Below are 15,336 nucleotides of genomic sequence, written 5' to 3'. Positions count from 1 at the left end.
ATTATAACAACAAAAATCAAAATTGCAATTTGACAATTTGCGCAAAGAATAAGCGCTTTACACAAACTGTTTATCATTACATTTTTATTATTTTGCACGCTCTACGATTGAAACCAAACGCCACTTTTTAGTTTTTGAGTAAGGTCTTGTTTCAGTGATCTCAACCGTATCACCTTCGTTGCACTCGTTTGTTTCGTCATGCGCATGGTATTTAGTCGATTTAGTTACGAACTTACCATATAGCGGATGCTTAACCTTACGATCCACAACGACAGTGATCGTTTTATCCATCTTATCGCTAGTTACTTTACCAAGTAACGTTCTTATTTTATCACTCATCTTTAGTTACCCACTTTTTGTTTTTCAGACAAAATCGTATTAATGCGAGCAATATCACGACGAATGTTTTTAAACATATGATTTTTTGTTAATTGCCCAGTTCCTTTTTGCATACGCAAGTTGAACTGCTCTTTTAACAAATCAATCTTATGCGCTTTCAACTCTTCAGCTGATTTTGCTTTTAATTCTTTTATTTTTTCAATAGCTTTCATTACATCACCGTCTTTTCTGCGAATGTAGTTGCAAAAGGAAGCTTAGCCGCGGCACGCGCAAAAGCGGCTCTAGCCATTTCTTCCGTCACACCTTGGATTTCATAAAGCATCTTGCCTGGCTTGATTTGTGCTACCCAGTACTCAACGTTACCTTTACCTTTACCCATACGAACTTCTAATGGCTTCTCAGTAATCGGCTTGTCTGGGAAAACGCGAATCCACACTTTACCACCACGACGAATGTGACGGTTAATTGCACGACGACCTGCTTCAATTTGACGAGCTGTCATACGACCACGAGCAGTCGCTTGCAAACCATACTCACCAAAACTGACTTTATTGCCACGCAAAGCAAGACCACGGTTACGCAATTTTTGCTGTTTACGGAATTTAGTACGCTTAGGCTGTAACATTATTTAGCCCCTCTTCTTTTTGCTTTCTTTGGTGCTTTATCTTCAGTCGCTGCGTCAACTTTACGCTCTTGACCTGGAAGAACTTCACCTTTGAATATCCATACTTTAACACCTAGGATACCGTAAGTTGTTAAAGCTTCAGATGTTGCATAATCAATATCAGCACGGAATGTATGAAGTGGAATACGACCTTCTTTTGCCCATTCAGTACGCGCGATTTCCGCACCACCTAAACGACCAGCGATCGATACCTTAATACCTTCAGCGCCCATTTTCATTGCTGTTTGAATTGCACGCTTCATTGCACGACGGAACATAACGCGCTTTTCTAATTGCTGCGCAATACCATCAGCAACCAATTGAGCATCTAGCTCTGGCTTACGAATTTCTTCGATATTCACCTGAACAGGAACGCCCATTTTCTTGGTTAACTCATTGCGTAACACTTCAACGTCTTCACCTTTCTTACCAATCACGATACCAGGACGCGCAGTGAAAATAGTCACTTTAGCATTTTGCGCTGGACGCTCGATCTTGATTTTACTTACTGAAGCATTGGCTAGTTTCTTATGAAGATAGTTACGAACCTCAATATCAGAGTTTAACTTATCTGCATAATCTTTTGCATCTGCATACCATACTGAACGCCAGTCTTTAATAAAACCTAGGCGTATACCGGTAGGATGAACCTTCTGACCCATTTAGTGCCCCTTAATTTTTTTCTGCCACTTTCACAGTAACGTGAGAAGTGCGTTTTAAAATACGATTACCACGACCTTTAGCGCGAGCTTCAAAACGCTTCATGGTTGAACCTTCATCAACGTGTACTGTAGAAACATACAGTTCATCAATATCCAACCCATCGTTATGCTCAGCGTTAGCGATAGCCGACGTTAAGACACCTTTGATCAATTCAGCAGCTTTTTTATTGCTAAAAGAAAGAAGGTTTAACGCTCTTTCAACTGGCAAACCACGGATTTGGTCAGCGACCAAGCGTGCTTTTTGAGCTGAAATTCGCGCATGTTTTAATTTAGCTTGAACTTCCATTGAAAACCTCAATTATTTTTTCTTAGCTTTTTTATCTGCTGCATGACCACGGTAGTTACGTGTCACAGCAAACTCGCCTAACTTGTGCCCAATCATGTTTTCAGTTACAAGAACTGGAACATGCTGATGACCATTATGCACAGCGATTGTTAAACCAATCATATCTGGCACAATCATTGATCTTCTAGACCAAGTTTTGATTGGCTTTTTTGAATTAGACTCTTGCGCATCAAACACTTTCTTTAATAGGTGATGATCTACAAAAGGTCCTTTCTTTAATGAACGAGCCACAGTATTCTCCCTTTAATTATTTACGTCTTTGTACAATTAGCTTGTTAGAACGCTTATTTGTACGTGTTTTCTTACCTTTAGTTTTCACACCCCAAGGCGTTACAGGATGACGACCACCAGAAGTACGACCTTCACCACCACCATGCGGGTGATCAACTGGGTTCATCGCAACACCACGTACAGTAGGACGAATACCACGCCAACGATTAGCACCTGCTTTACCGATTGATCTTAAGTTATGCTCAGAATTAGAAACAGTTCCAATCACCGCGCGACAACCCAATAATACTTTGCGCATCTCACCTGAACGCAAGCGCACGATCGCATAAGCATTATCTTTACCAACAACTTGAACTGAAGTTCCAGCAGAACGCGCCATTTGCGCACCCTTGCCAGGCTTTAACTCAACGTTATGAACAACCGTACCAAGCGGGATGTTACGAATTGGCATACAGTTACCCGGCTTGATTGAGACATGCTCACCAGAAATAACTTCCATACCAGCCGTTAAGCCTTTTGGTGCAATCATGTATCTTCTTTCACCATCTTTGTACAACAATAATGCGATATTTGCTGTACGATTTGGATCATACTCGATACGTTCAACTTTAGCAGGAATACCATCTTTAACACGCTTAAAGTCAATAACACGGTAGTTTTGCTTGTGACCGCCACCTTGATGACGAACAGTAATACGACCTTGGTTGTTACGACCTGCGTTTTTAGACTTACTCTCAACTAATCCAGCAAAAGGTCTACCTTTGTGAAGCTCAGGGTTTTGGATCTGAACAACAAAGCGACGACCAGGAGAGGTTGGTTTTGCTTTAACTATTTTCATTATCTATCCTCACCGCTAACTTATTCAGCACCAATAAAATTGATGTCATGACCTTCTTGAAGTCTAATATAGGCTTTCTTCCAGTCTTTAGTTCTACCTTCAATACGACCAAAACGGCGCGCTTTACCTTTAACGTTGACAGTTTTCACATCTTCAACTTGTACTTCAAAAAGCATCTCAACTGCTTTTTTAATTTCTTTCTTAGTTGCATCCGTCGCGACTTTAAAAACAACATAAGAAGCACGCTCAGCGGCCTCATATGCTTTGTTTGTCACATGCGGGCTTAGCAACACCTTAAGCAATCTTTCTTGATTCATACTAAACGCTCCTCAACTTGCTTAACTGCTTCTTGAGTCATAATTACTTTGTCAAAGCACATTAACGCAACAGGATTGATTTCATGCGAATCAACAACAGCTACATTCTTAATGTTTCTTGAAGCAAGGTATAGCTCTTCAGTAAACTCTTCAGGGCTTACAACAATCAAAGCTTCTCTGACATCTAACTGCTTTAACAACTGGACGAATTCTTTTGTTTTTGGCGTTTCAAGCTTAAAGCCTTCAACCGCTAGCAGACGATCACTTCTTAACAGCTCAGACAAAATAGACTGAATTGCTGCACGATACATTTTGCGGTTAACTTTTTGCTCATAGCTACGAGGTTTAGCAGCAAATGTAACACCACCTTTACGCCAGATTGGAGAACGAATAGTACCAGCACGCGCACGCCCTGTTCCTTTTTGTCTCCAAGGCTTAGCACCACCACCTGATACTTCAGAGCGTGTTTTCTGTGCTTTTGTACCTTGACGCGCGCCAGCCATATAAGCCACAACGACCTGATGAACCAACGCTTCGTTATAGTCTTTAGAGAATACACTATCTGCCACATTCAGCACGCCAGTGTTTTCACCAGCCAATGTTTTAATATTTAAATCCACGTGCAATTCCCCTCTTAAGCTTTAACTTTGATAGCAGGTGTTACGACAACATCACCGCCTGTTGCGCCAGGAATGCCGCCTTTTAGTAACAACAAACCGTTTTCAACATCTACTTTAACAACTTCAAGAGTTTGCATAGTGGTTTGAACATTACCCATATGACCTGCCATTTTCTTATTCTTGAAAACACGCCCTGGGGTTTGGTTTTGACCTGTTGAACCATGCACACGATGAGACAGGGAATTACCATGCGTTGCATCTTGCGTTCTAAAATTATGACGCTTAACACCACCTTGGAAACCTTTACCTTTAGAAGTGCCTGTTACATCTACTTTTTGACCAGCTTCAAACATAGAAACATCAACTGTTTTACCAGCTTCATATTCTGCAACTTGTTCTGCACTTAGACGAAACTCCCATAAACCACGACCTGGTTCAACATTTGCCTTAGCAAAATGACCAGCTTCCGCTTTGTTTAGACGAGAGCGCTTTTTAAGACCTGTTGTTACCTGAATAGAGCTATATCCATCTGTATCAGTAGTTTTTACTTGTGTAACCGTGTTTGGCTCCACGTGAATAACCGTTACAGGGATAGATGTTCCATCTTCAGTAAAGACACGAGTCATGCCGCATTTGCGACCTACGATACCTAAAGACATCTTTTATCCTCATTTTATTATTATTTACTTCCGCGATTACAATTGACCACGAAACACTTATTTTTACTGCTGACGCAGCTTCAACCAAAACGCCACCTTTATCTATTAAGGCGATACTGCTTTGGCAATTTTTCACAGCTTTCACTGTAAAATCTTTCACTTACCCAAGGACAAGCTCCTTTAACTCACCTCCAAAACCCCGTTTGAAGATAACTTAAAACAACTCGCAAAAAAGACGCTAAAAACCGCCTAAAATCAGCATTTTCCACCTCTTCAGCGCGCACCAAAGCCGCCTGAGCACAGGAAAATAGTAGCGCATTCTAACGCATACTGGTTTAAACATCAACAGCGTGATTGCAATTAGTTTGTTAACCGAATTGAATCAAATTAAAAATCATCAAAATGAGACTGCACAGCTGACTTCAACATAGGCTACAGAACCCTTAGTTCGGTCTGGCACGCTAACTTGAACTATAAGAATCCTTAGTTCGGTTTAGCGCCTTAACTCGAACTATAGAAATCCTTAGTCAAGTTTGAGGCGTTAACTCTGACTATAAAATTCCTTAGTCAAGTTTGAAGCGCTAACTCTGACTATAAAATTCCTTAGTTAAATTTAGAACCTCAAGTTTTACCATAGATCATTAAATACCTATCAAAAACAAAAAGTTTATTACGCTCATATCCTGTAATTTCTTTGAGAATATTTTTTTGCTCAAACTCTTTGACTAAAATGCTTGCTGTTTGTTTACTCACACCCAGAGGCTCAATGATATCACCGACCGATATAATAGGTTTTTGATATAAAAATTCGATCAACTTGCTTGCATTATGCGCTTTTTTACCAAATCCTACGATCTGTGTATCCATTTCTTGTTTTAGCATCAAAAGACTCCGAAAGGTTTCCACGCCACTGTTAGCGGTAACAATCACTGCTTCAAGGAAGAACTTAAGCCAATGCGTTAGATCGTGATCGGTTCTAACTCTAGTAAGCGCTTCATAGTAGGCTGATTTATTTTTTTCAATAAAGTCCGATAAATACAAAGACGGCTTTTTTAACAACCCATTACTCACCAAATAAAGTGTGATTAGTAACCTACCAATGCGACCGTTGCCGTCTAAGAAAGGATGAATGGTTTCAAACTGATAGTGGGCAATCGCAATTTTAATCAAGTGCGGCACAAAAATAGCCTCATTATGCAGAAACTTTTCCAAATCACTCATCAGATCAATAACTTCGCGATGATGCGGCGGGATAAAATAGGCACTGGCTAAACTTGCACCCCCTATCCAGTTTTGAGATTTCCTAAATTCTCCCGGCTCTTTTGTCTCACCACGCACACTGTTGAGTAACACAGCATGAATGTATTTAATCAATCGTGTAGATATTGGTAGCGTCTCAAGCTCCTTGATTGCATAATTCATCGCATCGATATAATTTCTCACCTCCTGCCAGTCATCTCGCTTTTCTGGATCAATTTGCTCTTTGGCAACAAGCACCTCATCCATTTCAGTTTTAGTACCCTCGATTTTACTCGAGGTATTTGCTTCTTTGGTAATGTGCATTTGGATAAACATATCAACATTTGGCACAATCATCGTAAACGCATTTAGCTCACCCAAAGCGCGTGTCGCATCCTCTAACATGGTATTGATTTGCGGATCATCCCAAGTAAAGGTGTGATTAATTTTCTCAGGCAAAAAGCTTTTGTATTGATATTCTTGTTTTAATGTGCCCGATTTGAAGTCTTTTAGGTTCATATTGTTGTCTTAACCCTTAATTATCAAATATCTATCATTTCTTTTTTTAAACGCTTCTTCTCCACCTTCAAGCACTTCACAAATATGCTCTTTAATGTTCTTCTGATCTAAAAAATATCCTTTTTTATTCTTTTCAGTATTCTCGAGCGATCCTGATTTATATGAAAATTTTGCACCATTTGAGTTTGCTGCCTCAACTCCATGTTGATTTGCAACTATTATTTGCTCAGAGTCAGCATTAACTACTAAATTTGCATTATGAGTCACTATGATTATTTGCCTATCCTTTTTCTTGTCCTTTATATATGCAACTAATTCATTGTAAATAGCCCTATTATCTAAACTATCTTCCGGCTGATCTATTAAAATTGGGCACTTTCTATCACTATACTCTAAAAGCAATTTGAGTATAACAAAGGCTCTTTTACCTTCTGACATACTTTCAAAATTGTCCCCTTGATATATTAGATCATATTTATATTGGTATGGATTTGTTGTAAGAACAGATTCTAATAGCTTTGTCTTGTCACTATGAGCATTGATTTTAAAATAATCATTTAAAACTTTTGAAATAAAATCTTTGATATGTTTTTGTTTATCATCATGATAATTTTCATAAAAGTTATTGATATAAGTTTGAATCCCTTTTGCTTGTTTATTTATGCTTCTAGGCAAATCAGCAAAAATATCATCTTTAGATACTTTTGCTGATTGAATCTTTATTTCGACATCATTTGTTTTTTTAGATTTGAATTGATTTTTTAAATCCTCAATTTTGGATTCAAACTGATTATTTTTTTTGACAATATTATCTTTTAGCTTATCAAGCTGAGCTGAATATACTTTCTTTGTTTTTTCTAGTTTTTTGAGCTCTTCAAGCTTTTCTTCTTCTTGCTTAAGTTTATCACTTAACTCTTTTAGGGTTGTGTTTTGCTTTAGAAATTCTAAGCCTTTTTTATAATCTACATCTTTTTCAATGTTTGATACTGTATGTGTGTGAGTATTTCTCTGCTTGTCTAACTTACCTATTTTCCTTGTAATTAATTTCTTCCATCTGTTTTCAAATACTTTTAAAAATCTCGAGCAAGCTCTAGATATTAGCTCCCTATTTTTATCCGAAAGCTCTAATAGGTCATAGTTATACTCAAAACTAATTAACTTCTTATTATAATTTTGTAGGCACTCAATATCTGACTCTATCTCACGCTTCTTTATATTTGCATCATCAAGTTGATTTTTAAGACTTTCAAATTTATTTTTTTCAGTTTCTGTAAACTTGTTTTCTTCCATTAGATAGGCGATTTTCTGATTCAATTCTGAAATTTCTTTTCCTATTGCTTTTTCATTGCCAATTTCATGAATTTTCTGTGTAATTTCTTTAAATCTACCATCTTCTTCAAGCAATTTAGATATATCTTTCTTTATATCTAACTGATTAGCAGCTATAAATTTTTCATATGATTCTAATTGCTCCTTACCAATAATATTTTCTACTATTTTTTTTCTTTTGTTATCATCTTCGACGATATCGTGCATATAAGATTGTGGAAAATATTCAACTTGTCTATCTTGATGATCAGTTTCTCCATCAAGCCACTCTATAGATACACTATCGGCAATATTTTTAATACGCTCTATGTTCTCTTTTAGTACCTCTAATTTACATGCAAGAACTTGAAGTAACGTTGATTTACCTGTAGAACGACCACCAATAATAGTATTTAAATTTGGATTAAAATTTATCTGTCCTTTGTTAAAATCTGCAGTATCAGAATTAAAATGAATAGCTTTAATAACGCTATATGCCGTTTTATTATCATCTGGTTTTATTTCTTGTATTTTTACTCTATCCTCTGGTTCTTGAACAATCTGTTTTAAGCCTTCAAAAGTAGGATCTGCTTTTATCCAAGTATTACAACTATAATTTTTATTTAGCTTATCAAAATCGTGTATATCTAATGAATGTAGTAATGGCTTGTTGCCAAAGATATTCATCTTTCTATTTTTTTTATCAAAACTTAATATTTCTCCAGCCGATAAAAAAGCATTTGCTTTATTAAATAAATCTTTTTTCGTATCCTGAATTTGATTGTTTTTATCTAGATTATTCCATTCTTTATACCCTAAGAATAAGAAAACTTTATCTTTCCATGCATCAGATCCTACAATATCTAACACCTGTTTTGTCGATGGTATAATATTTGCAAAACCATTTTGTAAATTATTGTTTCCTTGTGAAATGAAGTGATCTTTAGATAAGCATTTGGTTTTATGTTTATCTAAGCCTGATAAATTGATACACCTTATAAACTCATCTTTGACCTTCTTGATCTCTTTACCTAAATCATTCTCATCTAAATCAAAGAGTATATGTAAATTAATCTTTTGGAGGTTGTTTTCATTACCACTTCCAAAAGTATCAATTCTAAATTCCAATATCGGAAATATTTTTTCTATATTTGCTAATCTGCCATTATTTTTATATGACATTACTTTCTCATACCCATCAATAAAGTAATAATCGGTAATGCCAATAACTTTCACATCTTGAGGTAAGCCTTCTAAGCTATTTATAAAAGAGTCCCAACCATTATCTCCACCGTAACTTTGATTAATTGAGGCTGGGGTATGAATATGCAAATCCCACTTTCTCCAAATACTACCATTATTTTGCATTTTTCTTCTCCCCCGCTGTCATCTTCTCATACAGCTTAAACAAATATGCCAAGCGTTCCTCATCACTTTCAAATGGTGTTTCACGATAACAGCGGTCAATGGCTTCATCCATAGCGTGATGTGCCGCACGTAAGTTATCAGGCATTTTATCAGGGTCATATAGCTGGGCGAGGGTTTTACCAACATAGGTATCCCACGTATTTAAAACATTAAACACAAAGCTTGCGTGTGTTATGTTACTGACAAGACCATGAATATTTTCTTCAATTTTAAACGCACTAATCATAATCGCTTAAGTGTTCTCATACTCCATTTTGACAAGCATTATAATCAATATTTTCAGCAACACCCAACAATATACAAAGTTAAATTCAAACCGCTAAATTTAACTAAAACCACCATTCATCACCTCAACAATTTCATCCAAAAGCATCGATGCGACAAACCCATGCATTCCATGCTTTGCGACATGGTTTTCAGCGGCAACACCTTGTAGTAATAACGCAAATAGCGCTGACGACTGCATACACTTTATTTGTGCTGCCAAGCCAGCAATGACGCCCGTGAATATATCACCTGATCCTGCGGTAGCGAGGATATTAACGCCATACGGGTTTAAGTACATTGTGTTATTACTGTAAAGCAAACTGCCGCAACCTTTGAGCAAGACAGATAGATTGTATTTTTGTGCCAACTCCTTTGTTATTTGAACTCGATGCTCACGAATATATTCGACTTCAATGCCAAGCAGCCTTGAGGCTTCGCCCTCATGTGGCGTGATGAGTCGAGAGGAAGTGAAGTCAGATAGATTGAGATTATTTAAAAAATCCAAAGCCCCAGCGTCTATTACCATTGGTTTATCAACAAGCAAAATACTTGGCACAATATTCTTTGACCACGGTTGATTAATCGACATGCCACAGCCCGCGGCAATTACATCAAACTGATCTGCTTGATTTAAAAATTCCTCCGCTGAATGCAATTTATGACACATGACTTCAGGATATGCAGCGCTTAATGCATCACAATTATTTTGCGGATGAGTAAAAAGACTAACTCGTCCTGCACCGACCTTTAACGCTGCATAGGCAGACATTACTGCCGCACCGAACATTCCCTTATCGCCAGCAATAATCGCCACATGCCCTTTATCACTTTTATTAATCGTTTTAGCTCGCGGTAATAAATTCAAATAATCTGGCAAACCCTTTTTATCCAGAAGCTTAGCCTGAGGCTTTTCAGCAAGCTCAAATTTAAAATTTCCCCAATCAACAAGTGGGGCGAATACCAACTCACCTACATAGTCAGGCGCCGCTCCGGTATATAGCCCTAGCTTTTTGCAGATAAAACTCACTGTTTTATTGGCAACAATTGCCACTTTAAATACCTTGCCAGTCGTGGCACAAATACCTGATGGAATATCAACGCTTAAGGTGTTTTTACTGTGATTATTCATCGTATTTATGACTGACGCAAAGAGACCTTCAACATTGCGATTGACACCGGTACCTAAAATCGCATCAACCACTACATCCGCCTGTGATATTGAGATAATAAACGACTCATTAACAATGTCTAATTTCGTAACAACAACACCGACTGACTGCGCATGCTTAAGCATATACTGACTATCTTGGGAAAGACTCTCCGGCGCCAAACATAAAAAGACCTCCACGCTCAACCCCGCCATATGACAAAGGGCGGCAATCATCAAGCCATCACCTGCGTTATTGCCAGCACCACATACGACAGCAACCTTTTTATAATTGCCTTTTTGGATTTCGGCAAAACAAGCAAAAGCCGCCTTTGACATCAAATCCAGACCATTAATCCTGAGCTGATCGATAATTAATTGATCATTTTTTTGTGATTGTGCGGCATTGTAAAGCTCAGATTCAAAAGGTAAAATTTGACTCATTGCCGTTGCCCTTATTTTTTGCCTTTATAATACAAACCCGCCTAAGTTAAACCTAAATCCCCCTCACCCGCGCAGCTTGCGCTACGCGACCTCTCCCTCAAGGGGCGAGGTGAAAAAAATAGCTCAACTCATTTTTTAGTTAGTTACATACTATACCCCTCACTTTGGGCAATGCATATGAAAAACCTGACAAATCCAGACACTTTACTTTTAATTTTCAATCAAATCGTTAATATGTTTTCACCCTCTAGATAACCCTCTAACATATATGGCAATTCACAAAATCAAAGGTTATGTTATTTTCGTTGTGGTGCTAAGCGCCTTTTTACTATTCTACAAGTATATTATGCAAGTTTTTCCAGGCCTTATCGCCAATGACATCATGTCTTCGTTTCGCATCTCTCCGGCTGAAGCAGGATCATTGGTCGCAATTACTTTTTGGACGATTGTTATTACCCAGCTATTCTCGGGTGTCATTTTAGATAGATTTGGTTTTCGCATTATTAGCTCACTATCCCTAGTAAGCTCGGCAATAGGATTGCTTGTATTTATTTATGGCGCTAATCATGGCGATCTTTGGTTGGGATATCTTGGGCGCATTTTGATTGGTGTTGGCATCTCTTTTGCCACGGTTAGCTACATTAAAGCCGTATCCGTGTGGTTTTCGCCACGCCGCTTTGCGTTTGTTTCAAGTTTTTTAGCAACTGCAGCAATGCTAGGAGCAATCATTGGACAAGCCCCATTATCCTATTTAATTTCACATACTGGCTCATGGCAAAAAGCATTGGTAATTTGCGCTTTCGCAGGTCTTGTTGGCGCTTTTTTGTACTTCCTAATTGTACGAGATCACAATCCTAAGCAAAAAGAGATTTCGACCAAAGATAGTAGTCTTGAATGGGCATCGATCAAAACGGTACTTTTCAATCGTAACAACTGGCTGCTGACCTTTTATTCAGGCTTAAGCTTTACGGCGATTGATGCCTTTGCCGGTCTTTGGGGGAACAATTATTTTCGCGAGCAATATGGGGTATCAACCGAGCATGCTGCGGGTATGATTTCAATGATTTTCCTTGGCATGGCAATTGGTTCTCCGGTTATCGGCAAGCTATCAGAATACTATAATACTAAGCGTTTAATGCTTTGTTTTCATGTTATTGCCACCATAAGCCTTGCCATTGTTCTCACTATGAAAACTACGCCACTGACTGCCTCTATCTGCTTATTTATTTTTGGTTTTTCATTAGGTATATATATGCTGAGCTTCGCTATCGGTCGGCGCATTAACCCCATTGTTGTAACTGCCACTGTTGCCGCATTGATCAATACCGGTGAGCCAATCTTTGGTGCTATCTTTGACCCATTGATCGGCTATTTCCTCGAACTAACGTGGCAAGGCAATTATATCAACAGTGCTGGGCAAATTGTGCATTACGCGCAGGGTTTGGCGCCCGCTAATGCAGTTAAACACTTTGATGTTTCTTCTTACCATATGGCGTTCTCTATTTTAACACTCAGCATGATTCTCTCTTTTGTCTTATTATGTTTTGTTAAAGATAATAGCGAAGAGCAAAGTGATGATGTTTAATAAAAACATTTTCTAAGAGGCTATTTCTGCTATGATGATGCGCATTGCCACAATATTTACCGATGCAATGAAGCAAACAATTAAAGCAAGTCACCTTTTTTGGATTTTTTTTATAAGCTATGTATTTTTATGGACACTAGCTCCTTCGTTAATGCGCTTTGTCACGCCCATGGATGCAACAGAAGGGGCAATGTGGGCGCATACCTTACAATGGGGGTATCCGCGCGATCCTTGGTTGAATGCGCTATTAACCAAAATCGCACTCATTATTAGTGGCAATCAAGATTGGAGTATTTATTTATTTTCACAGTTAATGGCGCTTATTGCTTTTTGGTCGGTATGGCGCTTAGGAAAATTAATTTTTAAAAACGACTATCTTGCTTTATTTGCGGTAATTATTTTAGTTGCCATCCAATATTACAACCTTGCAATTATTGATTTCAATGACAACGCCTGTGAACTTGGACTTTGGCCTTTAATGGCTTTATATTTTTATCGTAGTGTGACAACAAATCGCTTAAAGCATTGGTTGCTGCTTGGCGTCATTGCGGGGCTTGCAATGATGGCAAAGTACTACACCGCCGTGCCCTTAGTTGCCATGCTACTTTTTATCCTTTTTGAAAAGTCACTTCATCGCCATTTAATCAACTGGAAGCTTTATCTAAGTTTGATCATCTTAGTGATTATTTGTATTCCACATATCGTTTGGCTGGTGAATTATGGCTTTATTACCATTCACTACTCAATGGATAAAGTCGATAGTCATATGCACGAGAGCATACTGCAAAGACATTTTGGTTATGCGCTACACTTCTTCTTTGCCCAACTAGGCACATTCATGGGTGCAGTTGCTTTGTTTTTATTCGGGTTTATTGGCAAATCAAAAGGCAAAAAAACACTCAACACCAAAACGGCTATCAGCTTATTTGATGCCAAATTTTTATTCTTTGTTGGGTTTTGTCCAACATTAATTACACTATTGATCTCAATTATTGGTGGTTGGAATATCCACACGATGTGGGGCATCCCATTATTGAGCCTGTGGGGATTAATTTTAGTCGCATTAACAAAGCCTATTTTAACCACGAGCAAACTGAAGCGCCTCATTGCCATGGCTAGCTTTATTACTATTTTATTGCTTGTCGGCTACAGTATTTCATTGTCACGCAGCAAAACCAGTAGCGCCAATTACCCTGCGCGCGAAATCGCACAAATCGTTACCAATGAATGGCATCAACGTTATAATACTAAGCTTCAATATATCGCGGGCTTTAACAAGCCGATCAGCTATATTACACGCTATTCAACAGATCATCCCATGGCGCTTATCGCTTTTAATCCAGCGCTTAATCCAGCACTTGATATGCATGATTTACGCCAGAAAGGTGCCGTGTTTATTCTTGTGCCACAGATGGAAGGAACTTCCAAGTTTCCGCAAGAAGTATTAGCACAATTTCCTGATCTAGTCATCACGCCTTATCAGGAAACCCCTTGGAAACGTGCCAAACCTGATCAACAGCCGATGCGCTTTCAAATCGCCTTTTTACCACCGAAAGCTTAGTGAGAAATTATGAGTTTACATGAAAACTACCTAAGCTATATTCAAGGACATCACTACAACGAGGATCCATTGCAATTACAGGCAATTGACCTTTTACAACAAGTTATTGATCAGCTAGATAACAAAGTCATAAAAGCTAAGTCATGGCATTTATTTAAAAAAAAACCTGACCCTATTAAAGGCCTATACATGTGGGGTGGCGTTGGTCGCGGTAAAACCTTTATTATGGATTTGTTTTATGATGCGCTAAATACGCAGAAAAAAACACGCTTGCATTTTAATCACTTCATGCAGCAGGTACATCAATCATTGCGTAATTTTCAAGGTCAAAAAAATCCTTTACAAAAAGTTGCTCACAATATTGCAGATCAATATAGCGTGATTTGTTTTGATGAATTTTTTGTCGAAGACATTGCAGATGCAATGATTCTTGGCAATCTTTTTACTCAATTGTTTGCGCTTGGTGTCACCCTTGTTGCAACATCCAACATTCCGCCAGAGCGTTTATACCAAGGGGGATTGCAACGTGAGCTTTTCCTTCCTGCAATCGACTGCCTTATCAAGCATGTCACCGTTCTTAACCTTGATTCCGGCACTGATTACAGACAACTAGCACAAGCGCGCAATCAGAACTACTTTTACCCCTTACCCCAAGCCACGCTTGATCTTGCTAATCGCTTTAAACAAAATGCATCAACTCACGTTATGTATGATACTGATATCATCCTTGAAGATCGTCTTGTGAAAGTCAAAGCCGTTGATGAAAATGCTATTTGGTTTGATTTTTCTAGTATTTGCGGTGATGGTCGCGGAGTTAGTGATTACATTGCTCTTGCCAAGCGTTTTGATATGATTTATATCAGTGATATGCCGATATTAACGATAAAAGATGAAAGTGAAACCAGACGTTTTATCGCCATGATTGATGAGTTTTATGATGAAGATAAACACGTTATTATCGCAGCGGATACTGATTTTAATGATATTTATCAAGGTGAAAAACTTAAGTTTGAGTTTGAACGCACTAAAAGCCGATTGCACGAAATGCAGCAATAGCATCAATAAAGCATAAACTCACGTAAAACTACGCTTGTCTTTTTAG

The 15,336-nt window shown here is 38.2% G+C and carries 17 protein-coding genes; 3 read left to right on the top strand and 14 right to left on the bottom strand.

Features of this window, described 5'->3' with window-relative positions:
* Positions 1-87 precede the first annotated feature (87 nt).
* From rpsQ to ACZ5V8_RS01150, 14 genes are all read right to left on the bottom strand, one after another.
* Positions 88-339, bottom strand: a complete 252-nt coding sequence (gene rpsQ, locus ACZ5V8_RS01215) for a 30S ribosomal protein S17 (RefSeq protein ID WP_192484762.1) — start codon at positions 337-339, stop codon at positions 88-90.
* Between the two features lie 2 nt (positions 340-341).
* Complete coding sequence (rpmC, locus tag ACZ5V8_RS01210; RefSeq protein WP_117001406.1) at positions 342-551, bottom strand: 50S ribosomal protein L29; 210 nt, start codon at positions 549-551, stop codon at positions 342-344.
* The gene (gene rplP / locus ACZ5V8_RS01205; protein ID WP_464218032.1) at positions 551-964 is read right to left on the bottom strand and encodes a 50S ribosomal protein L16; all 414 of its coding nucleotides are present in this window, start codon (positions 962-964) and stop codon (positions 551-553) included. The genes rpmC and rplP overlap by 1 nt, the downstream gene beginning before the upstream one ends.
* Entirely contained in the window at positions 964-1,665 is a 702-nt protein-coding gene (gene rpsC / locus ACZ5V8_RS01200) for a 30S ribosomal protein S3 (protein WP_117001408.1), read from the bottom strand. Before rpsC ends, rplP begins: the two co-directional genes overlap by 1 nt.
* A gap of 10 nt (positions 1,666-1,675) precedes the next feature.
* On the bottom strand, positions 1,676-2,011 hold the full coding sequence (gene rplV, locus ACZ5V8_RS01195; RefSeq protein WP_119328266.1) for a 50S ribosomal protein L22: 336 nt from the start codon (positions 2,009-2,011) through the stop codon (positions 1,676-1,678).
* A gap of 12 nt (positions 2,012-2,023) precedes the next feature.
* Complete coding sequence (rpsS, locus tag ACZ5V8_RS01190; RefSeq protein ID WP_117001410.1) at positions 2,024-2,302, bottom strand: 30S ribosomal protein S19; 279 nt, start codon at positions 2,300-2,302, stop codon at positions 2,024-2,026.
* A gap of 16 nt (positions 2,303-2,318) precedes the next feature.
* Positions 2,319-3,143, bottom strand: a complete 825-nt coding sequence (gene rplB, locus ACZ5V8_RS01185) for a 50S ribosomal protein L2 (protein ID WP_440616898.1) — start codon at positions 3,141-3,143, stop codon at positions 2,319-2,321.
* A gap of 17 nt (positions 3,144-3,160) precedes the next feature.
* Entirely contained in the window at positions 3,161-3,457 is a 297-nt protein-coding gene (rplW, locus tag ACZ5V8_RS01180; protein ID WP_151192904.1) for a 50S ribosomal protein L23, read from the bottom strand.
* A complete protein-coding gene (gene rplD / locus ACZ5V8_RS01175) occupies positions 3,454-4,077 on the bottom strand; it encodes a 50S ribosomal protein L4 (RefSeq protein ID WP_440616872.1) in 624 nt (207 codons plus the stop codon). Before rplD ends, rplW begins: the two co-directional genes overlap by 4 nt.
* A 14-nt stretch (positions 4,078-4,091) precedes the next feature.
* Positions 4,092-4,736 (bottom strand): 50S ribosomal protein L3, encoded by a 645-nt coding sequence (gene rplC, locus ACZ5V8_RS01170; protein ID WP_464218031.1) that lies wholly within the window; start codon positions 4,734-4,736, stop codon positions 4,092-4,094.
* A 621-nt stretch (positions 4,737-5,357) separates the two neighbouring features.
* On the bottom strand, positions 5,358-6,494 hold the full coding sequence (locus tag ACZ5V8_RS01165; RefSeq protein WP_464218030.1) for a Fic family protein: 1,137 nt from the start codon (positions 6,492-6,494) through the stop codon (positions 5,358-5,360).
* Between the two features lie 9 nt (positions 6,495-6,503).
* Entirely contained in the window at positions 6,504-9,170 is a 2,667-nt protein-coding gene (locus ACZ5V8_RS01160; RefSeq protein ID WP_464218029.1) for a TrlF family AAA-like ATPase, read from the bottom strand.
* A complete protein-coding gene (locus tag ACZ5V8_RS01155) occupies positions 9,160-9,456 on the bottom strand; it encodes a type IIL restriction-modification enzyme MmeI (protein ID WP_464218028.1) in 297 nt (98 codons plus the stop codon). Before ACZ5V8_RS01155 ends, ACZ5V8_RS01160 begins: the two co-directional genes overlap by 11 nt.
* A 99-nt stretch (positions 9,457-9,555) precedes the next feature.
* A complete protein-coding gene (locus ACZ5V8_RS01150; RefSeq protein ID WP_464218027.1) occupies positions 9,556-11,088 on the bottom strand; it encodes an NAD(P)H-hydrate dehydratase in 1,533 nt (510 codons plus the stop codon).
* A gap of 268 nt (positions 11,089-11,356) precedes the next feature.
* Between ACZ5V8_RS01150 and ACZ5V8_RS01145 the strand changes: the two genes are divergently transcribed.
* The 3 genes from ACZ5V8_RS01145 to zapE are packed head-to-tail and all read left to right on the top strand — an operon-like array spanning position 11,357 to position 15,290.
* Positions 11,357-12,673, top strand: a complete 1,317-nt coding sequence (locus ACZ5V8_RS01145; RefSeq protein ID WP_464218026.1) for an MFS transporter — start codon at positions 11,357-11,359, stop codon at positions 12,671-12,673.
* 31 nt (positions 12,674-12,704) lie between these two features.
* Entirely contained in the window at positions 12,705-14,234 is a 1,530-nt protein-coding gene (locus tag ACZ5V8_RS01140) for a glycosyltransferase family 39 protein (RefSeq protein ID WP_464218025.1), read from the top strand.
* A gap of 9 nt (positions 14,235-14,243) precedes the next feature.
* Positions 14,244-15,290: a cell division protein ZapE gene (gene zapE, locus ACZ5V8_RS01135; RefSeq protein WP_464218024.1), complete on the top strand. Its 1,047-nt coding sequence runs from the start codon at positions 14,244-14,246 to the stop codon at positions 15,288-15,290.
* Positions 15,291-15,336: the final 46 nt, after the last annotated feature.

Source organism: Cysteiniphilum sp. GTC20157 (assembly GCF_055396795.1).
This window is presented reverse-complemented; position numbering and strand designations above follow the sequence as displayed.